The sequence below is a fragment of the Lactobacillus amylovorus DSM 20531 genome, assembly GCF_002706375.1.
GTDB lineage: Bacteria > Bacillota > Bacilli > Lactobacillales > Lactobacillaceae > Lactobacillus > Lactobacillus amylovorus.
This window is the reverse complement of the sequence record NZ_CP017706.1, coordinates 577,215-602,255: the sequence shown is the minus strand read 5'-3', so window position 1 is coordinate 602,255 and position 25,041 is coordinate 577,215. Positions and strand designations below refer to the sequence as shown.

27 protein-coding genes and 3 pseudogenes are annotated in these 25,041 nt (G+C 36.8%); 21 read left to right on the top strand and 9 right to left on the bottom strand.

Annotated elements, in window-relative coordinates; translation table 11 throughout:
• The first annotated feature begins 159 nt into the window (after positions 1-159).
• From LA20531_RS03040 to LA20531_RS03020, 5 genes are all read left to right on the top strand, one after another.
• On the top strand, positions 160-438 hold the full coding sequence (locus LA20531_RS03040; RefSeq protein ID WP_056939801.1) for a hypothetical protein: 279 nt from the start codon (positions 160-162) through the stop codon (positions 436-438).
• On the top strand, positions 414-1,892 hold the full coding sequence (locus tag LA20531_RS11515; protein ID WP_236704140.1) for a GHKL domain-containing protein: 1,479 nt from the start codon (positions 414-416) through the stop codon (positions 1,890-1,892). The genes LA20531_RS03040 and LA20531_RS11515 overlap by 25 nt, the downstream gene beginning before the upstream one ends.
• Complete coding sequence (locus LA20531_RS03030; RefSeq protein ID WP_056939802.1) at positions 1,889-2,668, top strand: LytR/AlgR family response regulator transcription factor; 780 nt, start codon at positions 1,889-1,891, stop codon at positions 2,666-2,668. Before LA20531_RS11515 ends, LA20531_RS03030 begins: the two co-directional genes overlap by 4 nt.
• A 238-nt stretch (positions 2,669-2,906) precedes the next feature.
• Complete coding sequence (locus LA20531_RS03025) at positions 2,907-3,176, top strand: aggregation-promoting factor C-terminal-like domain-containing protein (protein ID WP_056939803.1); 270 nt, start codon at positions 2,907-2,909, stop codon at positions 3,174-3,176.
• 36 nt (positions 3,177-3,212) lie between these two features.
• Positions 3,213-3,854, top strand: a complete 642-nt coding sequence (locus LA20531_RS03020; RefSeq protein ID WP_056939804.1) for a hypothetical protein — start codon at positions 3,213-3,215, stop codon at positions 3,852-3,854.
• 120 nt (positions 3,855-3,974) lie between these two features.
• Here the strand turns inward: LA20531_RS03020 and LA20531_RS03015 are convergent.
• A pseudogene (locus LA20531_RS03015) lies at positions 3,975-4,123 on the bottom strand (IS30 family transposase); the annotation flags it as partial.
• On the opposite strand from LA20531_RS03015, the gene LA20531_RS03010 reads away from it, so the two are divergent.
• A complete protein-coding gene (locus tag LA20531_RS03010) occupies positions 4,115-5,422 on the top strand; it encodes a PTS sugar transporter subunit IIC (RefSeq protein WP_082589006.1) in 1,308 nt (435 codons plus the stop codon). The pseudogene LA20531_RS03015 and the gene LA20531_RS03010 sit on opposite strands and share 9 nt — an antisense overlap.
• Positions 5,423-5,501: 79 nt before the next feature.
• Here the strand turns inward: LA20531_RS03010 and LA20531_RS03005 are convergent, their stop codons facing one another.
• From LA20531_RS03005 to LA20531_RS03000, 3 genes are all read right to left on the bottom strand, one after another.
• The gene (locus tag LA20531_RS03005; RefSeq protein WP_056939805.1) at positions 5,502-6,611 is read right to left on the bottom strand and encodes an acyltransferase family protein; all 1,110 of its coding nucleotides are present in this window, start codon (positions 6,609-6,611) and stop codon (positions 5,502-5,504) included.
• Positions 6,612-6,707: 96 nt separating this feature from the next.
• Positions 6,708-7,028, bottom strand: coding sequence for a LysR family transcriptional regulator substrate-binding protein (locus LA20531_RS11510; protein WP_236704141.1), 321 nt, complete (start codon positions 7,026-7,028; stop codon positions 6,708-6,710).
• Complete coding sequence (locus LA20531_RS03000) at positions 6,943-7,572, bottom strand: LysR family transcriptional regulator (RefSeq protein ID WP_236943784.1); 630 nt, start codon at positions 7,570-7,572, stop codon at positions 6,943-6,945. The genes LA20531_RS11510 and LA20531_RS03000 overlap by 86 nt, the downstream gene beginning before the upstream one ends.
• Before the next feature lie 113 nt (positions 7,573-7,685).
• On the opposite strand from LA20531_RS03000, the gene LA20531_RS02995 reads away from it, so the two are divergent.
• The 3 genes and pseudogenes from LA20531_RS02995 (at position 7,686) to LA20531_RS02985 (ending at position 8,726) form a co-directional block, all read left to right on the top strand.
• Positions 7,686-8,009, top strand: coding sequence for an acyltransferase domain-containing protein (locus LA20531_RS02995; protein ID WP_056939806.1), 324 nt, complete (start codon positions 7,686-7,688; stop codon positions 8,007-8,009).
• Positions 8,010-8,176: 167 nt separating this feature from the next.
• A pseudogene (locus LA20531_RS02990) lies at positions 8,177-8,290 on the top strand (triphosphoribosyl-dephospho-CoA synthase); the annotation flags it as partial.
• 106 nt (positions 8,291-8,396) lie between these two features.
• The gene (locus LA20531_RS02985; RefSeq protein WP_013086716.1) at positions 8,397-8,726 is read left to right on the top strand and encodes a hypothetical protein; all 330 of its coding nucleotides are present in this window, start codon (positions 8,397-8,399) and stop codon (positions 8,724-8,726) included.
• A gap of 63 nt (positions 8,727-8,789) precedes the next feature.
• On the opposite strand, the pseudogene LA20531_RS02980 reads toward LA20531_RS02985, so the two are convergent.
• Positions 8,790-9,540, bottom strand: a pseudogene (locus tag LA20531_RS02980) (MIP/aquaporin family protein).
• Positions 9,541-9,732: 192 nt separating this feature from the next.
• Between LA20531_RS02980 and LA20531_RS02975 the strand changes: the two are divergent.
• The gene (locus LA20531_RS02975; RefSeq protein WP_056939807.1) at positions 9,733-10,782 is read left to right on the top strand and encodes an alpha-hydroxy-acid oxidizing protein; all 1,050 of its coding nucleotides are present in this window, start codon (positions 9,733-9,735) and stop codon (positions 10,780-10,782) included.
• Between the two features lie 59 nt (positions 10,783-10,841).
• On the opposite strand, the gene LA20531_RS02970 is transcribed toward LA20531_RS02975, so the two are convergent.
• Positions 10,842-11,699: an RluA family pseudouridine synthase gene (locus LA20531_RS02970; RefSeq protein WP_056939808.1), complete on the bottom strand. Its 858-nt coding sequence runs from the start codon at positions 11,697-11,699 to the stop codon at positions 10,842-10,844.
• A 90-nt stretch (positions 11,700-11,789) separates the two neighbouring features.
• Here LA20531_RS02970 and LA20531_RS02965 point away from each other — a divergent pair, with 90 nt between their 5' ends.
• The 5 genes from LA20531_RS02965 to LA20531_RS02945 are packed head-to-tail and all read left to right on the top strand — an operon-like array spanning position 11,790 to position 18,884.
• Positions 11,790-13,847 (top strand): PBP1A family penicillin-binding protein, encoded by a 2,058-nt coding sequence (locus LA20531_RS02965; RefSeq protein WP_056939809.1) that lies wholly within the window; start codon positions 11,790-11,792, stop codon positions 13,845-13,847.
• 17 nt (positions 13,848-13,864) lie between these two features.
• A complete protein-coding gene (locus tag LA20531_RS02960) occupies positions 13,865-14,215 on the top strand; it encodes a YlbF/YmcA family competence regulator (protein WP_013438472.1) in 351 nt (116 codons plus the stop codon).
• 8 nt (positions 14,216-14,223) lie between these two features.
• Entirely contained in the window at positions 14,224-15,438 is a 1,215-nt protein-coding gene (locus LA20531_RS02955; RefSeq protein ID WP_056939810.1) for a metallophosphoesterase family protein, read from the top strand.
• Positions 15,419-17,914 (top strand): ATP-binding protein, encoded by a 2,496-nt coding sequence (locus tag LA20531_RS02950; RefSeq protein WP_056939811.1) that lies wholly within the window; start codon positions 15,419-15,421, stop codon positions 17,912-17,914. The genes LA20531_RS02955 and LA20531_RS02950 overlap by 20 nt, the downstream gene beginning before the upstream one ends.
• Positions 17,907-18,884 (top strand): 3'-5' exoribonuclease YhaM family protein, encoded by a 978-nt coding sequence (locus LA20531_RS02945; RefSeq protein WP_056939812.1) that lies wholly within the window; start codon positions 17,907-17,909, stop codon positions 18,882-18,884. The genes LA20531_RS02950 and LA20531_RS02945 overlap by 8 nt, the downstream gene beginning before the upstream one ends.
• A 74-nt stretch (positions 18,885-18,958) precedes the next feature.
• On the opposite strand, the gene LA20531_RS02940 is transcribed toward LA20531_RS02945, so the two are convergent.
• The 3 genes from LA20531_RS02940 to LA20531_RS02930 form a co-directional block, all read right to left on the bottom strand.
• Complete coding sequence (locus LA20531_RS02940; RefSeq protein ID WP_056939813.1) at positions 18,959-19,864, bottom strand: peptidylprolyl isomerase PrsA; 906 nt, start codon at positions 19,862-19,864, stop codon at positions 18,959-18,961.
• 117 nt (positions 19,865-19,981) lie between these two features.
• Positions 19,982-20,338, bottom strand: a complete 357-nt coding sequence (locus LA20531_RS02935; RefSeq protein WP_056939814.1) for a hypothetical protein — start codon at positions 20,336-20,338, stop codon at positions 19,982-19,984.
• Between the two features lie 11 nt (positions 20,339-20,349).
• Positions 20,350-20,781, bottom strand: coding sequence for an HIT family protein (locus LA20531_RS02930; RefSeq protein ID WP_056939815.1), 432 nt, complete (start codon positions 20,779-20,781; stop codon positions 20,350-20,352).
• Between the two features lie 91 nt (positions 20,782-20,872).
• Here LA20531_RS02930 and LA20531_RS02925 point away from each other — a divergent pair, with 91 nt between their 5' ends.
• The 6 genes from LA20531_RS02925 to LA20531_RS02900 all read left to right on the top strand — a co-directional run bounded on the left by LA20531_RS02925 (position 20,873) and on the right by LA20531_RS02900 (position 24,919).
• Complete coding sequence (locus tag LA20531_RS02925; protein WP_013438465.1) at positions 20,873-21,616, top strand: ABC transporter ATP-binding protein; 744 nt, start codon at positions 20,873-20,875, stop codon at positions 21,614-21,616.
• Positions 21,609-22,841, top strand: coding sequence for an ABC transporter permease (locus LA20531_RS02920; protein WP_056939816.1), 1,233 nt, complete (start codon positions 21,609-21,611; stop codon positions 22,839-22,841). The genes LA20531_RS02925 and LA20531_RS02920 overlap by 8 nt, the downstream gene beginning before the upstream one ends.
• 11 nt (positions 22,842-22,852) lie before the next feature.
• On the top strand, positions 22,853-23,509 hold the full coding sequence (gene trmB / locus LA20531_RS02915; protein WP_056939817.1) for a tRNA (guanosine(46)-N7)-methyltransferase TrmB: 657 nt from the start codon (positions 22,853-22,855) through the stop codon (positions 23,507-23,509).
• A 65-nt stretch (positions 23,510-23,574) separates the two neighbouring features.
• Positions 23,575-23,895 carry a thioredoxin family protein gene (locus LA20531_RS02910; protein ID WP_013438462.1) on the top strand — a complete coding sequence of 107 codons (321 nt, stop codon included), beginning with the start codon at positions 23,575-23,577 and terminating at the stop codon, positions 23,893-23,895.
• A gap of 19 nt (positions 23,896-23,914) precedes the next feature.
• On the top strand, positions 23,915-24,562 hold the full coding sequence (gene ytpR / locus LA20531_RS02905) for a YtpR family tRNA-binding protein (RefSeq protein ID WP_013438461.1): 648 nt from the start codon (positions 23,915-23,917) through the stop codon (positions 24,560-24,562).
• Positions 24,563-24,634: 72 nt separating this feature from the next.
• A complete protein-coding gene (locus LA20531_RS02900; protein ID WP_056939818.1) occupies positions 24,635-24,919 on the top strand; it encodes a hypothetical protein in 285 nt (94 codons plus the stop codon).
• Positions 24,920-25,041 lie beyond the last annotated feature (122 nt).

The following is a 25,041-nucleotide window of genomic DNA, read 5'->3' as shown; positions in this document are numbered from 1 at the left end:
GTATAAAAGGTTTCGTTGAGCAGGATAGGAGAGACTATCCTGCTTTTTTGGAAGCAAATTTGATATCCAAGGCGGGGAAATATGACGAGTTGCTAAAAATGAGGGATAATATGATATTATATCTCCGAATTATGATTATTGATGAAAGAGGTATAAACAATGAAATTGAAAAAAATTTGGATAGGTTTGTTAATGTTTGCAGGAGTTGTAGCAATATTTGTGGCTATGCCTAAACAAGCAAATGCTGCATCTGATGGAAATGTGAGTGAACAATATGCTACTGCTGTGATTAGTGAGCAGAATGTAAAGCTGGGAGAAAATGTTGTTGGAAGTAATGAAAATGCTAGTCCTTTTGTGAATTTCACTAGAGAAATACCAGGAACCACAAATTGGTGGCATGTTTTATATAACAAATGGAGAAGACATGGAAAGAGATAAAAATGTCCAATTTAATGTTTGAGATAATACTGCAAACTATATTTATTATTATTTCTGTTACTTTTGATATTTTAATTTTTGATAGAATATCTCTTTCCGCACGTAATAAAAAAGATAAAACTTTTTTAAGCTTGTTTACTGGATTAATAATTCTTATAAGTATAGTAAGTTCCATATTTTTTAATAGTTTTTATTTAATAACAACGATATGTGAAATTGTGGGATTATATATCTATTTTGGAATAGTTAGAAAGAAAAATAAGAAACTTGTTTTAGGGTCAGCTATAATTTTTAGTTTAGTTGATCTTATTTTTATGGTGAGTGAAAGGTTAATAAATTCACTTTTTTTGTTATTCGATTCAGAAAGTCAAATATATCTGTGGGATATTCTAATAGATATCGTAGTACTACTTGCTTTGTATAGATACAATGAAAGGATCAGGGAGTTTCTTACAGATATCAATAGTTCAATATTTTTAGGAATTATTATATATTTGTATGTTTCAATTGAACTGGTGAATTATTATTTATCTAGTGATCGAAGGGCTGTAGAAGTTATTCAAATTTCTTTGGGTTTATTAGTGTTGCAAACTTTTTTTGCAATTCTTGTTTATGCTGGAATGGTACATATTCAAAAGGATTTATTGACTAGACAAGAACAAGAACAACAAAAACTGCAGTTAAAATTAACAGAAACAAAGAGAGAAAATACAGAAATTAGAAATAGAGAACTAGCATTAAAAGGGCAACAGCTACAGATAGAAAATGCTCAACTAAAAGAATATTCTAATTATCTTGATAAAAATGAAGATGAACTCCGTCATTTTAAGCATGATTATGAGAATCTTTTAAATAGTTTGAAAATTAGTGCAGAAAAAGGGGATAGTGAGTCTGTTGTAAAACAGCTGGCAGAATATACTGATACTCAGATTGATGAAAAAGCACTTCGTAAATATAAAGGTGTTAATCATATTCATGTTGAAGAATTAAAGAGTATTGTAATTACTAAGTTAGCTAAGCTCTATAATGAAGAAATTCCTTATAGTTTTGGTTGTGATGTGGAAATTTATAATATCCCAAAGTCAGTAAATATTTTTGATATAGTACGGATTATTGGGATTACATTCGATAATGCGATTGAAGAGAGCCAAAGTTTGATTAAGCAAACTGGTAATACTGATATTGCTAAAGTTGATGCTATGTACTATCAAGAAGATGGCAATTTTGAATTTCGAATTCGAAATCGAATAGCAGCAGATACTAGCTTGGCTTCTGATATCCTAAGTAAAGATGGTTATTCTACTAAAAAACATCATACTGGTATTGGATTAGCCAATGTTAAACAAATAGAGTTAAAGTATGAAGAATATATGCTTGTGAATTATGGAATTGAGAATGGCTGGTTCAATTTTGAGTTAGAAATTATGCCAGATAACGAAGGAGGAATAGAATGAAATATCCAGTATTCATTTGTGATGATGATCAAATGCAAGTAAATGATATAGTCAAAATGATTGGAAAAGCTGAAGAAATTCTTTCTGATGAGCATGCTATTGAATTTGATGTGGCGTTTACAACTACTTTTGCAGACGCAAAGAAGTTTTTGAAAGATAATATCTATACTGGAGGTGTTTATCTATTAGATATAGAACTTGGTAAAGAGATCGGTCAAAATAATGGTTTTGATTTAGCAGAATTGATTAAGAACCAAGACAAGAGAGCACAGATTATCTTTATTACGACGCATGCCGACTTATCTTTGATTTCTTTTGAGAGAAGACTTGGTCCTGTTGACTATATTGTAAAACCGAGAAATAAGGAAGATTATGATAGATTTAAACAGCGGCTTGTTGCTACGTTAGAAATTTCTATTTCAAATATTGAGAATTTTGATTATACAGAAAAGCTAACTTTTCATTATAAAGTGGGAAGACAAGTGAGAAACGTAGATATTGATGATATTATTTATATTTCGACCACCAAAACACCACATAAGCTAATTATGGTGAATGTAAGAGGCGAAAATCAATTCTTTGGCAGTATCAATCAATATGCTAAGGAGTCTGCGGCTTTAGTAAAGATTAGTCAATCTTGTTTAGCCAATCCTAAAAATATAAAATTAATTGATTTGCCGAAGTACAAAGTAACGTTTGTAAACGGTGATACTGTTGATTTTTCACAATCGGCGTATAAAAGAATGCAACATTTATATGATAAAATCCAATCTTAAAAATTAGCCAATGTGTGTAAATTTGACCATTTTAATTCATATTTGTGATGTTTTAGTATCATATTTTAATTGATGAATTGAATTTGTATCGCAATAAGCTGCTTATGACAGAAAGCTCGAATGGAATAGTACCGTGCTATCATAATTTATGTAAGTTACGAAGAGGTAGTTGAGTAACTTATGAATGTCAAATATAAGTTGATTTTATGAGGGAAAAGAAAATGAAGATTTATCACTTTTGTTTACAGCACTCTATACTGCACATAGTGGAATTTCTAGTGCACAATATCAAAAGTACTACGGTAGATTATCTGCAAGCGAACGTTCAGCTAAGTTGTGGATTGCTAGAAGAGGCAGATACTATGGACGTTTTCAATTAGATGTGTCATACTTACATGGTGATTACAGTGTAGCCAATCAAGAACGTACTGCTGATAGATATGTTAAAGGTCGTTATGGCTCATGGACTGCAGCAAAGAGATTTTGGATGGCACACAATTGGTATTAAAAACTAATTTAAACAGCAAAAAAGGTTGTGTTTAAAATGAAATTTCAAAAATTAGTAACGAGTGCATTATTAGTAGCTGGTACTGCTAGTGCATTGGCTGTTGTACCTGTATCAGTAAATGCTGCAACTAGCAAGACTGCTCCTGTAGTAGCAGTTCAAAACAAGGCTAACTTTACCAAAGAAGGCTATATCATGCGTGTTCTTAACGATCGTGATGCATCCCCAATCTACGTTGGCAAAGCTAACTACAACAAATTGGTTAAGAATGTAACCCCGGCTAAAGGTGCTAAGACTATCAGTCCTAAGAAAGTACAAAAGGTTAAGTTTAGAATTGAAAAGGTTCTTAATGTAAAAGGTCGCGGCGCTGGTGCTCCAGTATACTTGGTCGCTTCAAAGGATAAAAAGTATTCAACTTGGACTACTCAAGCCTTCTTGCAATACTACTACTTGAACAGCAAGTCTATGCAAGGCGTGACTAAGCCACTCAAGAGAATTGCTAATAGACTAAACACCAGCCTGAAGAAGGCAAACAACAAACGCGACTTTAGCGCTGCAATGAAAGCTGCTAAGAAGTTACGTGGCAGTCAAAGAGATTTCGTTTTACGTTCATTGAATCAACTAAAGAAGGATGGCTCCATGAATGTAGAAGGAAAGAACTTGTTATTATTTGGCTTGTAAAATTAAGATATTACGTAGTAAAGCTCAGCGAATGACTGAGCTTTATTTTTTGTGAACGCTAGTCGACAAACAGTATAATGAACTTATACCTGAATTGTCAAATTAAGTGCAACAGTTAGGCTATGAAGAAATATATTGCTTGAAGAGTTCTTCTGCTGTGTGATATTGAAGGATTCGACGATGTTTGTGGTTAATGGCATTGGTGCCTGTTGAACATAATCAGCTGACTTATCTTTCATGCTTTTGCCTTTAGGGAAGAATTGCCACAAACTGGCGAAAAGGATAATAAGCTTGGAATTTTAGGTTTATTGTCAGTATCATTAGCAAGTCTATTTTTCTCATCATTAGCTGATGCCTTTATGAAAGTAACTCCAATTACTTTAGGTGGTGCCTTCGTTCTTTTAATTGGTAATTTTCCAATCCCAGCTTGGACTAACTTTTTACAAAAGATAGGTTGGGCAACTCAATTTAACGCTGCACAAAATGCAACTATGAATGTATTGTCACTCTTTGTTGTATTTAACTTTGCTTATGTTTATGCAGAAAAGTGTAAATATAATCCATTGCCAGCGGGATTACTTGCTGCATCAAGTTTTATGATTTTAGCTCCACAAGATTATATGGCTAGAGCATTTGGTACACATGCTAAGTTGACTCAGGTAACAGCCTTTGGTACTAATTACCTTGGTTCATCTGGTATGGTTGTTGCTATCCTTGTTGGCTGGGTTGTTGGGATGCTTTACGTATTCCTTAACAAAAAGAATATTGTAATTAAATTACCTGACAGTGTTCCACCTAATGTTGCAGCTTCACTTCAGCCATCATTAATTGCCGGAATTATTTTGGTATTAATGACTTTAATTAGAGGAGCATTTAGTTATACTGCATTTGGTAACATCTTTGATTGTGTTACTAAATTGGTTCAAGCACCACTGCAAACATTTACTGCTTCTCCAATTAGCATTATTGCTATTTACACCTTAGCTAATGTTTTATGGTTCTTTGGTATTCACCCAAATATGGTTTATGGTATTGTAATGCCAATTATCATTGCTAACGGTATTGTTAATCAGAATGCCTTTAAGGCAGGACAGCCAATGCCATACGTCACGATGTCAATGCTTTCTATGATTTTAAACAGTGCTTTCGGTGGTCAAGGTGCCACAATAGGTTTAATTATTTCTATGTTTAAAGCAAAATCTGATCGATATAAACAAATGTTAAAATTGGCTGGGGTACCAGCATTGTTCAATATTAATGAACCATTGATATTCGGAATGCCAATTATGTTGAACCCTGTTTTCTTCTTGCCGATGCTATTTGAACCTATCATTAATGGTCTGGTAAGTTGGGGATTAATTGATTTATTCCATGCTACAGTAAATCCATTTATTCAATTGCCATGGACTATGCCTGGTGTTGTTCAAGCATTCTTCTCAGGTGGTATTCCATTCTTTATCATCGCTATGGTAGTAGTAGTCTTAAGTACTTTGATTTGGTTCCCATTCTTCAAAATTGCTGATAATAAGGCTGTTGCTGAAGAGCAAAAGAGTGCTAAAAAAGCTTAATTATCGTAAACTTCAAATAAAATCATACAAAATCCAAGATTAAAATAAAGAAAGTTACTCGGTGTGAGTAACTTCTTTTTTATCTTAAAATTAAACTTTTAGCTTTCATCCACCAAACATGCAAGCAATATGCGGAAGTGAAAGATAAGATCCACGTTAAAATCCATGTATCAAACAAAGTCAAGACTGGATGATAGATTGCGTGATATTGCATGTTGAGGCCGCGCCAAACTAGTTGATTCCAAAAGACATTGGATAAATATGCTCGATAAGCATAGGTAGCTAAAAAGTGAAAGACATTTAAGCTAGTCTGTGAATTTTTTCTAACTTGGTGCAAGCAAAATGCAGAGATTAGTGCAATAACTGTCAAACAGTACAAGGTCATTGATGGCTTGTAATATGGAGCATTGTTAAAGTTGATAGGATGACCAAATTTTTGTAATTCAATATTAGTCCAAATGAAGCATCCAATGAATAAAATTGAAATCAGCCACCATAACTTAGTAACTAATTGATTATAATAACTTCGCAGTTGCCAAGCTAGTACACCATAAACACCGTAGATAAAGAATGAAATGAACACGCGATCAAGCAGATACCAATCATGTTCATGCACGCCGTGGAAAATGTAGTAGTCGTAGAACCATAGCCAGGCGAAGTAGAGGACAAAAGTAATGATTGCAATCCAGATTCCGCGCGTCAAGTTATGGCCGACGAAGCGGCTTAGCACCCAAAATAGCGACATTAGGATAATGAATTGCAGCATCATCGTGTTGTACCAAAGATGCGGCGCCGCATTACCATTAATGAATTGCCAGCAAAATGAACCGATGCTATTAAAATGATTGACTTGTTGCACCCACGGCATCCCAAAAAGGTAAATCAATGTCCACCAAATAGTCGGCAAAAAAAGGTTAGACCAATTAGCCCGCATATGCTTGGCATATGAGAAGCTGCCTTTTTCATCATTAGTCCGAATGGTAGTGTACAAAATACCAAAGATAAAGGCTGGCGCCGTATATTTAACTAAATTATAGAAAACACCAAAAATGTCTTGCACATGCATGGACTGGCCTGCTCCCATGATCATCGACATAATTGGCTGCGATATTACAGCCGTACAAGCGAAAACCTTCAAATAATCGCCAATATCAGCCGTGTTAACGCTATTAAACTGATATTTTTTCATGAAAATCTCTCTTTTCTTTTGAATTGTGAGATCCAAAAGAAGTTCAAGTTTAATTTAAAGGTATTTTTTTAAAAAAGCAATGGCTTAAATTAAAAATTATCTTGTTGCGGCATCCCGTTCTTGTAAGGAGACGTTGGCAATTTCGTTGCTAAAAAGACGCTGTGCATTGCTCAAATTATGGTGGGGTGAGTTTAAATAAATTGTGCGCTGGGGTGCTTCCGGATAAATATGAGCCTTGGTAATATTTTGAGTTTCAAAATCCCGCCAACTAATAGTAGGGATAAAACCGATCCCAATGCCGTTAGCAATCAATTGTCGCACCGTTGCCGGTTCATCGGATTGATATTGATAATTGAGTTTGATTTTGTGAGCATTTAAAAATTGATCGATAGTTTGTTGCAGCTCTTTTTTTATCAAGACCAACGAAGATATATTTTTCTAATTCTTTAAGTTCAATGAAATCCTTGTTAGGAAGAATACCTTTTTTTGCACCAATCAGCAATTTCTCAGTAGTGATGGGGATGCTGTTAAAGTTAGGAATCTTGGCAGTAGAAATAATAAAATCGAATTGTTCTAAATCCTTGGCAAAACTATTTTTCTGGTGAATGTTTAAGCTGATATTTGGCAGAACTTCTTGCATGCGCAAGATTATTTTAGAAATGAGAGGTGAAGTAACGGTAAATAAAACGTTCAAGGGACTCTGATTTGAGCCTTGTACCGCCTTAATACCACGATCAAGCAAATTCAAACTATCAGAAATATAAGAATAAAAAAGTTTACCTTGTTGGTTTAGTTTGATGGTTCTGCCTTCACGGTCGAATAATTCTACCCCGATTTCTTCTTCCAATTGTTTAATAGTTTTGCTAACGGCAGATTGACTGACACAGGCTTCTTTAGCTACTTCGGTGATTGACCCCAGAGAAGCCACCGAAATAAAGTATTTTAATGTAGTTAAATTCATTTTGCTTACTCGATTCATAACTATTTGGTTAAGCATTATTCTATTTATATATTATAAATTGTCATCCAAACGTTTTAAACTAAAAAAATGTGAGATCCAAAGAGGTGATTATTTTGCGAAACTTGTGGTTATTTCCAGGTCAAGGTGGTCAAAATCCGGGCATGCTTGACCAAGTCAATCCTCAATTAAAAGAGCAAGTAGAAAAATGGACCAAAGTTAAGCTGCTGGATACTGCTGAAGGCTATCAAGATTCAGTTCAAATTCAGCTGAGTATTTTGCTTTTACAGATTGATCAAGTAGATCAATTAAAAAAGTTAGGCTGGCAGCCGACTTTAGTTGCAGGACATTCTTTAGGCATATTTGCAGCAGCTTATGCAGCTGGTGTCATTAATAAAGAAGATGTTAGAGCTAAGCAGATGCAGGAATGTTATCCATAAGACTATGGCATGGGTGTTGTAGTTGGCTTAAGCAGGCCAGAAGTGAAAAAAGCTGGTGGCACAGGTTCATTCAGAGAATGATTCGGTTTTTATATTTCTAATCAAAATTCGGAAACGCAGAACACGGTTTCTGGAACAATGAGTGCGATCAAGCAAGTCTTAGAAGCGCTCAAGCTGGCGAGCAATTCATGTTAGAGTTAAATCGTATTTTTAAAGAAAAGAATTATAGCCTTGGCGGTAGTGCTGATTTGCTGATTATTACTATCTTTATGGGGTTGTAGCGTGGAATGATATAAAAATCTTAAGTCATGTTGTTTGGGTATTTTCAAAAAGGACATCATACTGAAAGTGAGAAAAATGATTTTTCACGAAAGGATGGGAAATGCAATGGACGATTATGTAATTGATTTTGATTCCTTGAATTACTTAAGACCAGAAACTTTGGCCATCATGAAGCTCTTGGTAAAGAAATACAATGAAAGCAAAGATGATGATGTTTTACAAGATGGAGTAGTAGTTAGCTTTGATGAATTAGCAAAAGCAGCCAAAATTCCAGTTGATAAGTTACCCGATGAAGTCTTTAAAGATCTAGATGCCGAAAGAAATCAGTTTGATGAGGAAAAGAGAGGCTATGAACCATTAGTCGCTAGTTGTTTAGCTGATGAAGAAGATCGTGAATTTAGAATTATCATTAACCACCGCTTGTTTGAATTTTGAAATAATATCAAAAAAGATCGATGATCAACGTTTTTTAACGAAGATCATCGATCTTTTGTTTTTCTATAATCCAAATGCAATCTTGTATAACAATGCACCGCAGATACCACCAGCAATTGGAGCAACTACTGGTACCCAACCGTAGTCCCAGTGAGCAGAACCCTTATGAGGCAATGGGCAAAGTGCATAAACGATACGTGGACCTAAGTCTCTTGCAGGGTTTAATGCAGGACCGGTAGGACCACCAACAGCCATAACCAATGCGGTGATTAAGAAACCAACACCGAGGTTGGCAATATCTTCTGATTGCTTGAAGAACATGCCACGGTATAAACCAACGGCTACAAACAAAAGAATTGCTGTACCAACAAATAGTGATAAAACCGTTTAACTTACTGTTGGCAGTATCACCAGTCGCAAAGCTGGCAAAAACAGCGTCATCACTAGCAGTTCTCTTAATGTATGGCCAGTAAACAGCCACTAATATAAGTTGACCTACGATTGCACCAAGCATTTGAACCAAGATATATGGTAGAACTTGATCCCAAGGGAATGCACCTGCACATGCTTGTGCAAGGGTTACGGCCGGATTCAAGTGGTTACCTGAAATTGAACCGAATAACATCGCAGGAAGCATGACACCAAAACCAAAGCCAAATGCGATTAAAAGCCACCCACCATTGGCTTGTCCATCGCGGCTATTACCTCCAGTATCACGCAATACTGAGTTGGCAACTGAACCGTTACCTAAAACTACTAAAATAATCGTACCGAAAAATTCGGCCAAATACTTTATCATCCAAGTATGTTCCATAATAGATACTTTTTACTCCTCTAAAAAAATAAGTGAAAAATACACACAAGATTGAATTATACACTATATTGAGAAAATAGATATGATTATTTTGAAAATTGCAAATATTTTGCTCAAAAACAGATCTTTCTTACTTTTTTGTTTTTTCTAGTAGAATAATTAGTAAGGAATTTTTTAGAAAAGGCGTAAAGAATGAGCGAAGAAAATAAAAATGATGTAGTAACTGGCGCTTCCGAAACTATTGATGCTAGTTCGGGTTCTTCGATGTTAGAACATGAAGAATCTAAAAAAGAAGAAGCCACTAGTCCATGGCCTGGTCCAAAGGGTATGATCCCAGTAACCAGTGGTAAAGCCGACGATGCTAATGTCCATAACCGTGTCTTTTTAGACAACATTTTGGTAAAGATGCGTGTGATCGATTCAGTTGAGCCTGATTTAACTACAACAATTTTAGGTAGAAAGTATGCTTCACCATTGATGCCAGCTGCCGTTTCACACTTAAATAAAGTATTGAGCGATAAAACGAGAAAACCAATGCAAGAAAAAGCAGTTGCCGCTCGCAACATGGATTTGCTTAACTGGATTGGTATGGAAACCAACGAAGAATATGGTGAAATTGTCAGTCAAGGCGGGGACACAATTCGCATTATCAAGCCTTTTGCTGATCATCACAAGATTTTAGATGAAATTAAATTTGCGGAAGATCATGGTGCCGTTGCCGTAGGTATCGACATCGACCATATTGCCGGAAAAAACGGCAAATATGACGTTGTTGACGGTATCCCTTTAGGTTCAATTACAATGGCTGATTTAAAGCATTATGCAGAGAGTACCAAGCTACCGTTTATTGCTAAAGGCGTGTTGTCTGTGACCGATGCTTTGAAGGCCCGTCAAGCGGGATGCAAGGCAATTGTAGTTTCACACCACCATGGTCGCGTACCTTTTGGTGTTCCACCTCTAGCAGTTTTGCCTGAAATTAAAAAAGCACTTGTTGGTAGTGGCATGGAAATTTATGTTGATGGTTCTTTGATGACAGGTTATGATGCATATAAAGCTTTAGCCATGGGTGCTGATGCTGTCTTAATTGGCCGCGGAATCTTGTCAGAACTGCTTCAAAGCGGTACTAAGGCAGTAGAAGATAAGCTCAAGCAAATGAATGAGCAATTGGCAGAAATGATGATGTACACTGGCGTTAAGGATACAAAGTCATTTGATCCTGATGTTTTGTATTATCAAAAATAAAATAATATCGATAAATAAGAACAGTAAAAGAAAAGGAGATTGCACTTGCAATCTCTTTTTTACAGCTCAATCTTTTCAGCAGGCAATTTAACCTGTAATTTTTCAAAAGAAAACGGCTTAATCAATGAAATTTCGTAAGCATCAAGAGCTAGATTTTCTCCAGCAAAATCTGGATTGTATAAAGGATCACCAACGATCGGACAACCGATTGCTGATAAATGAACTCGAATCTGGTGAGTTCTTCCTGTTTCAAGCGTTAATTTAACTAGGGCAGTATTGTTATCATATTTTTTAAGTAATTCATAGTGGGTTACAGCCCTTAGACCATCGCTGCGAGCCATTCTTTTTCTTTGATCATCAGGATCCTGACCAATAGGAAGATCAATAGTACCGTTTTTCTTTAATTTATCCGCATGAATAACTTTAGCCAAATATTCACGATGAAAAGTTTTAGTAGTGAGTTCTCGATTCAAAATAGGAACAACTGCCGGATTTTTAGCCACCAAAAGCAGACCGCCTGTAAGCATATCGAGTCGATGTACGATGTACGGACTGCTACCTAAATAAGTAGCACAATCATTCAATGCTGTATCAGTTTCATTTAAGTTAGGGTGAGTTTTCTGCCCCTTCTTTTTATTAATGATCAATAAATTATCGTCTTCGTAGATAACGTCAGGCATTCGTCTACTTTCAGGGTAAGTTTGCTGCATTGAATCAATTTGATCAAGCACGATATCAATTTTGTCACCTGGCTTAACCAATTCATTGAAGTAGCGGTATTTACCATTAATGGTTACATTTTGCTCGATTCTTAAATAATGGCGCCATTTTCTAGGGATAAGTAATTTACGCAGAACCTCGCTAACTGGTAATGGATCAAGATTTTTTGGATAAAAAAGTGTAAAATTATAAACCATAAATATTTCCTAAGTCTGCTTCAATTCTAAACATGTGTTTTAGTAATTATGATACAATTTTCTTGTTTCTAAAAAGGAGCAATGTACTTAATGAATAATGACCAACCAAAAAGAAGTGGCTTTAAGGATGCATGGCATCGATTTGATAGTCGCTTCTTTATCGGACGCTGGATTATTTTAATCCTACTCACTTTAATACTTTTAACTTGTACATATTATACAATTAAAGTTAAAACTTCGAACATCTCGAATTTAAAGGCGTCACTTTCAACTACAACAACTATTTACGATTATAAGGGCAAAAAAGCAGGTTCCTTATATTCGCAAAAGGGTTCGTTTGTAGAATATGATAAAATTTCGCCAAATATTCAAAATGCGGTCATTTCAACAGAAGACCGTACTTTTTGGACGAACCCTGGTTTTAGTGTTAAAGGTATGGTTCGTGCCGCCGTTAGTTTGGTTATTCACCACGGTCAAGTTACCGGTGGTGGTTCCACATTAACGCAGCAGCTGGCTAAGAACTCACTACTTACTCAGCAGCAGACCTTTTCACGAAAATTGGAAGAATTGTTCTTTGCAATTGAGATCAACCATGTTTATTCCAAAAAAGACATTTTGACGATGTACTTGAATAACGCCTATTTTGGTAACGGTGTCTGGGGCGTGCAAGATGCTAGTCGTAGATATTTTGGTAAAAATGCTAGTGATGTAACTGTCAGTGAAGCTGCCACTTTGGCAGGGATGCTGCGGAATCCTAGTTTCTACAACCCTGTAGACCATATGGCTAATGCACTGTCACGTCGTAATTTGGTTTTGAGCTTAATGGCTGATAATGGCAAAATTACTTCAGCTCAAGCCAAAGCTTATTCAAAAGAGGGCTTAACTTTAAAGAATACCTTTAAGAATAAGGATGGCTACCGTTACCCATACTTCTTTGATGCTGTTGTAGATGAAGCAATTAGTAAGTACGGCTTAACAGAAGAGCAGGTAATGAATAAGGGCCTCAAGATTTACACTACCCTTAACCAAAATTACCAAAGCAAGATGCAAGATACCTTTGAACAAAGCTGGCTTTTCCCACAAAATGGTTCAGATGGTACCGAAGCCCAAGGTGCCAGTGTGGCAATGGATCCTAATACTGGTGCCGTACGTGCAGTTGTTGGGGGACGTGGACAACACGTCTTCCGTGGCTACAACCGTGCAACGCAAATGAAGCGTCAGCCTGGTTCATCGATCAAGCCGCTTGCTGTTTACGCACCAGCTCTTCAAGATGGTTATCATTATGATTCAGAGCTTTCCAACAAACTGCAGAAATTTGGTAAGAACGGTTATGAGCCACACAACGTTGATAATGCCTACTCTGATAAGATTCCAATGTACCAAGCCTTAGCTCAAAGTAAGAATGTACCTGCTGTATGGCTGCTTGATAAGATTGGGGTTAACAAGGGTGTTCAATCTGTTGAAAACTTTGGTATTAAGGTGCCAAAGAGCGATCGCAATCTTGCTTTAGCCCTTGGTGGTCTTTCATCTGGTGTATCACCATTACAAATGGCCCACGCATATTCTGCCTTTGCCAATAAGGGTAATTTGCCTAACAATTCTTACTTTATTACTAGAATTACAGATGCCAGTGGTAATGTTTTAGCAGAAAATGGCAATCCGGGCACACACCGTATTATTTCTGAAAATACGGCAAAAGAAATGACTACGATGATGCTGGGCGTATTTACTAACGGTACAGGTCAATCTGCTCAACCAAGTGGCTACCGTGTTGCTGGTAAAACTGGTTCAACTGAAGTGCCTAACTCATATGGTTTTGGTACTAAGGACCAGTGGATTGTTGGTTATACTCCTGACATCGTTGTCGCAACTTGGGTTGGTTTTGACCGAACCAGTAGGCAGCATTATATGCAAGGAATTTCCGAAACAGGAATTACTAGACTATATAAAGCCGAAATGGAAGGCATTCTGCCGTATACCGCTCAGACTCAATTTACCGAAAAAGCACCTAACCAGATTGTGAAAGATAATGGTTCAAACTTTGATTGGACCGGCGGATTAGGGCAAAAAATTCAAGATGGTATAGGTTCTGCAGGACAGAAGATTAATGAATGGTATAATAGTGTGAAAGGCTTATTTGGCCAATAAAATTTAGGAGGACCATGATGGTTAACGTTTACGATTCAGCTAACAAATTAGCAGAAGATTTAACACAAACTGATCAATACAAGGCTTTACAAAAGGCTATTAAGGATGTAGAAGAAAACGACGAAAGCTCAGCTATGTTCAAGAAGATGGATGAACTTCAAGCTAAGATTTTGCGTGCTCAACAAGCTGGTCAACCTCTTGCTGCTGAAGATCAACAAGCTTACAAGGACTTGAACGACCAAGTACAAAAGAACGATTTGATCGTTAACATGCTTAAGTCAGAACAAGCTTTATACGACTTGCTTAACGACATCCAAAAGACTTACTCAAAGCCAATTAATGATCTTTATGAAGACCTTAGAAACTAGAATTTGCGATGAAATTTATTCACTTTGCGGATGCGCATTTAGATAGTCCATTTCGTGGGCTATCTTTTTTGCCATCTAAGGAATTTAACCAAATATATCAAGCGGCCGATCAATCATTAACGAGAATTGTTGATTTGGCTTTAAAACAAAATGTTGATTTAGTCTTAATCGCTGGAGATACTTTTGATAGCAACACGCCATCTCCAAGAGCGCAGCTATTTTTTGCCGAACAGATAAAAAGGCTGACTGACCAAAAAATTCAAGTGGTGATGATTTTCGGTAACCACGACCACATGAAAAAAGAAGATCTACTAGTTACTGAAACACCTTATTTCAAATTATTGGGTAATGGTGAAAAAGTGGAGAAAGCCACTTTTGCGACAAAAGCTGATTTTACTTACGATGTAATCGGCTTTTCATATTTGAATAACCATATTACGCGTGACATGATACCTGATTTTCCTGCAAAGGGACAAAATTATACTTTTGGTTTAATGCACGCACAAGAAAAAACACAAACTAATAATGTTTATGCACCATTTACTACTAGTGAAGTGCAGAACCTTAATTACGATTATTTTGCCTTAGGCCATATTCACGCACGCAATAACTTGTCAGAAAATCCATGGATTGTTTATCCAGGTAACATTCAGGGGCGTCACATCAACGAAATGGGCACTAAAGGTTGCTATCTTGGCGAGATCAATGAACAAACTAAGAAGACAAGCATTGAGTTTAAACAAACTAGTCCAATTATTTGGCAAGCTGTCGAAATCAATTTGGAAGGTGAAATCGATAAAGCAGGTTTGCAGACAAAAATCATTGAAGTCCTTAATCAAATTAAGCAAAAGACTTACTTTAGTTTAACCATCAAGGGTGCACAATATTTGACTGAAGAAGAGCGAGAACTGACTGCAGATACTGATTTTTGGCAGACAATCTCGCAAAATTTGCCATTTGCTTCTCAGCTAGTTGACGTTCGTTATGAAACCAATACCAGTTTGAAATTAAATGAGAATGATCAAAAGGCCTTTGAAAAAGCCAAGGCGGAAATTTTTGATGTAGATGAGTTCAATCAAATCGTAAACGACTGGAAGAAAAAAGATCCAGAAGCAGCTGCACTAGCAGAAGATCCTAAATTTATTGAGGCTGTTAAGCAATTAACCGAAGTAAAGCTAATGAGTAAATTGAAAGGAATTAAAGATGAGACTGAAACAAATTAAAATGATCAATTTTGGCCAGTTTTCTGACAAGTCTTTTGATTTACCTAGCAAAGAAATAAACGTCTTCTTTGGTGCTAATGAGGCGGGAAAGAGTACGACGGTAGCTTTTATTAAGCAGATCATGTTTGGCTTTCATTTGCGCAGTAATTCGTCTCCGTTTTTTGAAGATTATACGCCGTTAGCTCATGTGAGTCCGATGGGTGGCAGTCTTGTCTTTGAAGCGGACGATGGCGAATATGAATTAGAGCGCTTGTATGCCAAAGGCGATAAGACTAAGCGTGGTATTTTAACCGTTAAAAAAGATGGGCAAGTAGTGCCCGAGAGTCTCTTTTTCGATCAAATTCAAAAAATCGATGGTTCGTTTTATGCCGACAGCTTTATCTTTAATCAAGAAATGCTGGGTCAGGTAAGCAGCTTGAGTCAAGAAGACTTGCTTGAACGTATTTATTACTTGGGTGCAGCCAATAGTGGTAAATTGCTTGAAATGCGTGATGGCTTTGAAAAAGAAGCTGGCAAGTTGTTTAAGAAGACGGGTAAAAAGCCAGAAGTAAATCGTCTGCTTAAGCAAATGGAAGACGATCGTGACAATCTGGCTCAAACGCAAGCAGAGTTTGGTGATTATGAAGAACTTGATCGTGATTTAACTGCTAAAAGTGACGAGTTAAAGAGTAAGCAACAAGCTTTAGAAAAGCTGCAAAAAAGGGCGCAAGAGTTGTGTGACCTGCAAAAAGAATTAGGCAATTACCAAACTTTGCTAGATTTGCAAAAGCAAGTTAAGGATATGCAGTTTGATAGTGAAAATTATCAAAAAGCGCAAGATATCATGGCGCAAGGTCGCAATTTGCAAAAGACGATTAAGTCTTTGAAAGAGCAGTTAGCTGATCTGGATGATAATAATCAGGCTGATTTGTCAGCTAGCAAAAAGCTTGTCCAACAAAAGCCGCAACTACTTCAATGGCAAGCAGAATACAAATCATGTTTGCAAAAAGCTGATGAACTCAAACAAGAAAAAGAACAAATTCTTGCTTTATCTCCTGATACCAAGCAAGTACTAGACTTGACGCCAGAGCAAATCAAACAGCTGCAAGCAGATTATTTAGCTTTGCCTAAACAAGAAAATCGAGTTGAAGCTGCTCCTAATTCCAATGATAAACTCTGGTATGTGATTGGTGCTGTCCTAGCAGTCCTTGGTTTGATCTTACTGGTTATGATGGGGACAGTTGGCGTGATCGCCTTAATTACCGGCCTAATCTTTCTTGGTGCAGGCTACGTTAAAGGCAATAACGCCAATAAACAAAATGCCGCTATTTTGGAAAAGCAAAAACTGGTCGCACAAAAGCGCCAGGGATTTGGGCAACAATATGGCTTGAATCCTGATAATTTGGATATTAATAATTTGGTGGCTAATGCCAACCAGTATCACTTAAAAGAAAACGCTGAGAAGGCAAATAATGAACAACTGAGCCAGATTAATCAAGAAGTCGCCCAATTAGCCGCAAATGTGCAAAATACGCTGAAAAAGCCAATTGAGGATGATTTTAGCTCCGTTTTAAGTGGAATTGATGAACTGGAAGAAAAGATTGACCACAGTCAAGAAATTGGTCAACGAAGAATGACGATTTCGTCTGCTTTAAAGCAAGACCAGCAAGATTTGAAAGAATTGGGTTTACAACTTCAAACTTTGTTTGCTCAAGCTAATGTCAAAAATATGGCCGATTATGATGCTGTGTACAAAGATTCATTAGAGCAAGCCAAAATTAGGACGCAGGTTGAAGCACTTAAGAAGAGCTTAAACGATGATTTAACTCAATTGACAAAGACTAATCCAGCTGAATTAGAGCAGCAATTGCATGAATTGAATGATCAAATAGCTGCAGCTAATAATGAAGTCAGCGATTTACAACAACAAAACGCACAAGTACAGGTTAAGTTGAATAATTTGGCTGATTCAACTGCAGTATTTGAAGCGAAACAGGATTTGGCCAATACCGAAACTAATTTTGAAAGCAGTAGTAAGGAATATTTGGCTAACTTGCTTGCAGCTAAATGGATTGGTCGCTCACTTGATTTAGCTTCAAATGAACGTTTTCCAAAGATGCTCAAAGCAGCTAAAGAATATTTGGCTTTGCTTACAGGTGGACGTTATGTTGATCTTGAACTCGGCAAGAAATTAACGGTCATCAGAAAAGATGGTAAAAAGCGTGATGTTAAGTACTTGTCTCGCGGTACGGCTGAACAACTCTACTTTGCTTTAAAGTTAGCCTTTGTCGAACAAATTAAAGATGAAATCAACTTGCCAATCTTAATCGATGATTCATTTGCTAACTTTGATGATCACCGCATCAAATATATTGAACAATTATTGAAGAAGATTAGTGAAAATAATCAAGTGCTGATTTTTACAGCGCAAGAAAACCTAGTCGAAAAATTAGGGATCCAGCCTTTAACTTTTACGAAAGGAAATCAAAATGCTTAAACGACTCTTAGATTATAATGACGGCGAAGAAATGGATATCGTCGTTTTGATTAAGAATTCGCAATTGCGACGGAATAAGAAAAATAAGCTCTTTTTAGCAATGCAATTTGGCGATGGATCAGGCGAGATTCGGGGTAACTTTTGGGATGCAACCAATCAAGATGCGGCTACCTTTAGTACAGGTACGATTGTAGAATTGAACGGTAAAAGAGAAGAATACCAAGGCCGTCCTCAAATTCGCATTTATAGTTTAAGGGTGGTTGGACCACAAGAAGGCTATGAGTTAGATCAATTCGTTAAGTCAGCTCCAGAACCGATTAATGATATGCATGCCGAAATTAATCAATTTGTTGATCAGATTCAAAATAAAACTTGGAAGACGATTGTCCAATATTTGTTAAAAAAGTGGGGTAGACGCTTCTTTGATTATCCCGCAGGAAAGAGCAATCACCATGCTGTGCGTGGCGGTCTTGCTTTTCACACTTTGTCGATGCTTAAGGATGCCAAGGGTCTGGCTGATAATTACGAACAAATTAATCGTTCGTTACTTTATGCGGGATGCATTTTGCATGATATGGGCAAGGTCTTGGAACTAACGGGTCCAGCGGCAACGCAATACACCACAGAAGGTAATTTGGTTGGTCACTTAGTACTTATTGATGAACAAATTATGCTGGCTGCACAAGATTTAAAGATTGATCTAGAATCTGAAACTTTGCTTTTGCTTAGACACATGGTTTTGTCCCACCATGGCCGCTTTGAATATGGTTCACCAAAGTTACCAGCATTGCTTGAAGCAGAAATTTTGCACCGCATCGATGATATGGATGCAATGGTTTATGCAGTAACAAATGCATTACAACACACTGGCAGAGGGACATTTACTGAACCGCTACTTAGCCAAGATGGCAAGCGTTATTATCGTCCAAAACATGATCAAGCTTTGGATAATGCTAAGCATTTGGAATAAAAAGTGCACGAAAAAAGAGGTTAACTTCAAAAAAGTTAACCTCTTTTTTTGCTGATTTACTAACTAAATATTTATTACTTAGTAGCGCTAGTAGTTGAAACGTATGATGCTAATACGTCCTTCAAGTCGTTATCCTTGATTGAAACATCAGCACGTTTCAAAACAGTTGAGATAACGTCCTTCATAATTGCTTGGTCTTGAGCCATTGATGCGTAAACTTCGTCATCGATAGCCTTCTTGTGATCAGCAAACTTACCCTTAGCTGGGTGGTTGATCATCTTAATTACGTGGTAACCAGATTGTGACTTAACTGGGGCTGAAGTTACTTCACCAGTCTTAAGCTTAAATGCAGCGTTCTTGAATGATGAGTCAAGAGTGTTATCAGTTGAGTCAAATGCAGGAAGCTTACCAGCTTTGTTCTTAGTAGCAGTATCAAGTGAGTACTTCTTAGCTAAGCTCTTAAAGCTCTTACCATCCTTCAATTGCTTGATGATGCTTTGAGCAGTTGACTTCTTAGCAACCAAAATGTGTTGTACAGTTACCTTAGGTTGGTAGCTCTTCCAAGCTTGTTGTTCTTGCTTCTTTGAAATCTTCTTAATGTGCTTTAATGCTTGTTCAGAAAGAAGGTTAGTCTTTAAGTTTTCCTTGAAGCTTGAAGCAGTCATACCGTTTTGTTGTAAAACAGCACTAAATTGTGAGCCGTATTGCTTCTTGTAGTTGTTGTATTGCTTGTCAACTTTCTTTGATGAAACGTACTTGCCGTATTGTTGTTCCAAAGCACGGTTGATAATCATGTTAGCCAAAGTTGATTTACCAGCTTGTGACTTCTTCATTTCATCGTAATATTGTTGTTGAGTAATCTTACCACCCTTGTAGGAAGCAACAGTAGAATTACTACCACCGTTAGAACAAGCAGCAGTTGATAATGCAACACCAGCTACAGCTACGACTGCAGCAATTTTTTTCATATAACTCTTCATATAATTAAATCTCCACATCCTTAAATAAGTAACTGTCAACTAATATACCATAAAAATGACTAAATCGTTTTTAAATAACGAATATTCACAGAAAAATCAAATTTTCTTTAATTTTTCTTAGTCCTTTTCGTCATCTTGAGTGTCTGAACCAGTAAATGAGTTCAAATCTTTGTTAAACTCTTCGCCTTTTTGCTTCATGCGATCAACTGTAGGTTGAATATGTCTAGAATATTTTTCAACATCATCACTGATATCGCTAATAGTGCGTTGTGCTGCAGGCAATTGTTCGCTTAATTCACGACTAGCTTGCTTGGCATTTTGCAATGCAGTAGCAAAACGATTGCTTTCGTGTTTTAAGGCATCGAATTCAACTTTCAATGGTTTGCCAGGACGATTGCCATCGCTGTCCTTCATGCATGAAAAAACAAAGCCAAAAGCAGCGCCAAAAACTGTTCCTAATAAAAAGCGTTTCATTTGTTTACTCCTTAAAATTGGGCTTTAATCTTATCAGCAACTTCGTTGTATTTTGCTTCGTCGTACTTGTCAGCGTTGTTGCGAGTCATGAGCTTCAAACCATCGCCTTCAAAACGAGGGATAAAGTGAATGTGTGAGTGCATAACTACTTGGTTAGCAGATTTACCATTATTGGTGGTGATGTTCATACCTGTAACGTTAGGGAAGGCCTTATTGATTGCATTGGCAATTTCAGGAATGTATTGCAAGTATTGTTGTGCATCTTCTTTGGTGTAGTCAAACAAGTTAACGATATGCTTCTTTGGCACCATTAAAGTATGACCTGGGTTTACTTGTGAGATATCCAAGAAAGCCTTAACGTCGTCGTTTTCAAAAACGGTGTAACTAGGAATTTCACCGCGAATAATTTTACAGAATAAACAATCATCTACTAATTTTTCCATAATATATACCTCTTGTGTTTGAACTTTAGTTTCTTATTAAGTTCATGCTATCATACTATATGTAGAAATTCAGTAAAGAAAGATAGGAAAAATGACATTAAAAATTGAACATTTAACTGGAGGCTATACAGGTGTCCCGGTTATTAAAGATATAAATTTAGAAATTAAACCAGGTGAAGCGCTGGGCTTAATTGGTTTAAATGGGGCCGGTAAATCAACCACAATTAAGCATATTTTAGGTTTGCTTAGACCGCAAAAAGGTAAGATCACTTTAAACGACGTAGTTTTGACTCAACAACCAACGAAGTTTAAGCGTGAAGTGGCTTATATTCCTGAAACACCAATTTTGTATCCAGAATTGACATTAAAAGAGCATTTGGAATTGACCATGCTTAGCTACAAATTGGATGAAAAGAAGGCTTGGGAAAGAGCGCATGAACTGCTTAAGATGTTTAGACTTGATGACAAGCTGGAATGGTTGCCAATCCACTTTTCAAAAGGGATGCGCCAAAAGGTAATGATCGTTTCTGCTTTTTTAGCAGATACAAGTTTACTCGTAATCGATGAACCATTTACAGGACTTGATCCTTTAGCCGTTGCTAACTTAATTGATTTGATTAAAAAAGCTATTGCCAACGGTAAGATGGTGCTCATGACTACTCACGTTTTGGCTGATGCACAACAAGCTATTTCAAATTATGCTGTTTTAAACAACGGTACGATTGAAATAATCGGTAGTTTGCAAGACATTCGTGAACACTACGGCTTAAAACCTGATGATCCATTTGATAAGTTGTATTTGGCTTTGAATAGAGAGGATCATGGCAATGCGTGAGTTAGCTAAAAAGAGATTTAATGAGAATCTCAGACAATCGGTTAAATATTTAACGCTTGTTTTCAATGACTTCTTTATTTTGGCTTTGATCTTTTTAGTTGGTGCATTGATGTTTTGGTATGCTGAAGCGATGAAGACGATGCCAACTAACCTTGGGTTTTATAAGCCATTAACTGGTTTTATCTTATGGCTGCCTCTTTTGACAGGACGCTTTGTTACTTTAATCAAAGAAGCAGATATGCAGTTTCTGTTCACGCAAGATGAGCAGATGGATGAATATTTAAGTCCCATGCACAGATATAGCCTGGTTTTACCAGCTATTTTGGAAATCTTGCTGGCAGGGGTTGTCTTCCCATTTGCGACAGTTAAAGCCGGCATTAGTGTTTGGAGCTATATCTTGTTGGTGCTCGCTATGCTCTTTATCAAAGATACGGAACTAGAGATTGAAAAAAGCAATCTATACTTTGGCAAAAAGCTAAGTTTTGGACTAGTTAGTTTAGTTGCCTTGCTTATTGCAATTCTTTCCGCTTATTATCCAATGGTAGGTTTGGCTTTAGGTGTAGTTGGAACTATCTTGTTTGCGCCTAACTTTAAGCCATCGTTTGGCGATAAGATGAATAAAAAGCTGCTCTTTGACTGGCGCTATGCTGTAGAAAGCGAAAAGGCTAGAAAAGACCGTGTTTATTCAGTCTTCAGCATGTTTACCGATGTCGAAGAAAAGCAAGTAAGCATCAAGCGAAGAAAGTACTTGGACTTCCTTTTGCCTAAGTCAATTGCTAAAGAAAATCCTAACTTGTTCTTATACAGAAGATCACTACTTAGAAATCCAGAGTATTTGAACTTGCTGGTTAGAATGACCGTCTTCGCAATTTTGATTTCATGGTTAGTGCAAGATTGGCGCTGGGCGCTTGGCTTATCATGCTTGGTGATCTTCTTGACTGTTTACCAATTATTGCCAATGGCAACCGAATTCGACCGTAACTTTATGTATCGTGTTTACCCAATTGAACGTCAAGATCGTGGCAAGGACTTGGTCAAAGTATTAACTTTAGGCTTGCTGATTCAATGGGTATTAATCAGTATTTTCTGGTTATTGTTATTGCCAATTAATGTAAACTTATTTGAAGCAATTGGTATTTTACTCGTGTTTACCGCATTGGTAGTTGCCACTTACTTGCCAAATCGCGTTAGAAAAATGAATCAAAAGAACTTTGGAATTAGATAGGGAATAGAGAAATGAGATTAAGAAATAAACCTTGGGCTGTAAAGCTTGTTAATGATCATCCTGAAAGTGTGTTGCAAAACCCAGATCCTGATAAGAAGATTGATTGGGCTGAACGTTTTGACAATGATCATCCAATTGAAATTGAAGTAGGATCAGGTAAGGGTCACTTTATTACTACCTTGGCTGAAATGCATCCCGACAAAAACTACGTTGCTTTAGAATTGCAAACTACTGCAGCTGGTATTATCTTGCGAACTAAGCTTGAAAAGGGTTTGGATAACTTGCAAATTTTGCGTGGGGATGCGGCTGATATTAACAGCTTTTTTGGCAAGAATACCACTGACGTAATCTACTTGAACTTTAGTGATCCATGGCCAAAGGCTCGTCATGAAAAGCGTCGTTTAACTTATAAGAGCTTTTTAAGTAAGTATGAAGAAGTGTTGAAGCCAGAAGGTCATATCGAATTTAAAACTGATAATTCAGGCTTGTTCGCTTATTCTGTGCAAAGTATGAATAATTACGGAATGTTCTTCGATTTTGTGAGTGTTGATTTACACCATGAAAAGCCAGAAATCGTTGAAAAGAACATTGAAACTGAATATGAGCATAAATTTGCGGCAAAGGGCAATCCGATTTATGCATTGCATGCTCATTTTGAAACCAAGTAGTTTGCAAAAAGCCAGCATTTTTGTATAATACTTGTAAAAAGTAAGAAAGAATAGAGGCATAAAAAATGGAAGAAATTAAAGCATTAACTGAAGACAAGTTACAAGAAATTACTAAGTCTGGTCGCGTTGTCTTGGAATTTTCAGCAGCATGGTGCCCAGACTGCCGCTTCCTTGATCCATTTTTGCCAGAAATTGAAAAGGATTTTTCAGAAGCTAAATTTTACAAAATTGACCGTGATGACTCAATTGACGTTGCAAAAAAATTAATGATTATGGGAATTCCTTCATTTGTTGTCTACCAAGATGGCAAAGAAATTGGTAGACTAGTAAATAAGGACCGTAAAACTAAAGATGAAGTAGAAAAATTTTTGCGATCACTTGACTAAAAGAGGAGATTTAAAAAGCATGATTACTAGTACTAATAAAGAAGCTTATCCTAACACTTTGATCGTTATCTTGGGTCATGATGAAGGACGCAGCTCATTTGAAGAAAAAGAAGACGTTACTCGCGTAACCAACGATGAAGGTAAGACTATTGGTTATAACTTCTTCAACGTTGATAAGTTGATTGACTTTGACAAATTGCCAAATGGTCCAGTTAAGCTTTCAGATGATGAACTTGAAGCTCTTAACAAGAAGCTTGCTGAAGCAGGCTTTGACGACAAGTTAGCATACGGCAAGCCAACTCTTGTTTACGGCTATGTTAAGACTTGTGAAAAGCACCCTGACTCAGACCACCTTCACGTAACTACTGTTGAAGTTGGTAACGGTGAAGAACACCAAATCGTTTGTGGTGCTCCTAACATTGCTCAAGGTCAAAAGGTTGTTGTTGCACTTCCAGGTACTTTGATGCCAAACGGTCAACAAATTTGGCCAGGTGAATTACGTGGCGTTGATTCATACGGTATGATTTGTTCAGCTAGAGAACTTGGTTTGCCACACGCACCTCAAAAGCGTGGCATCATGGTTGTTCCTGACAACTTTGAAGTTGGTGCAGAATTTGAACCAACTAAGTGCGACGAATTGATCGCTAGTGGTGAAATCACTTTATAATTGAGAAAGGTCATTGGGCTACTAAATGGTAGTCTGATGCTTTTTTGCTGCAGTTAAATAAAAAAGTACGTTTTGCTAAACCTTTTTGTAAAAGCAACTTCAATAAGAGTTGAAGAAGGCGTTTTTCATGACAAAGAAACAGAAAGCGTATTAGAAGATAAGAATTTAACTGACAGTGAAATCTCACAAGAGTTAATTGATAAAGATAATCCGACCGAAAATGTTAAACCATCTGAAGTTGATTTCTTACGTAAAAAGCCAGATCTAGCAACTCAAATTGATTTTACATTGTTAGGTGACCTTGCTGGATTATCCAAGGAAGCTAAGGAAGAAGCAGCAGTTACTGCAGCTAAATAAAGTTAAATAGAAGATATTGTAATAGGTCAATATAGATAAAAGAAGCGTTGAGAAAAAATCCAATGTCATTAAGTTAAGACATTGACAATTAAGGGTGCTTTTTTAGAGATCGAATCATTTGG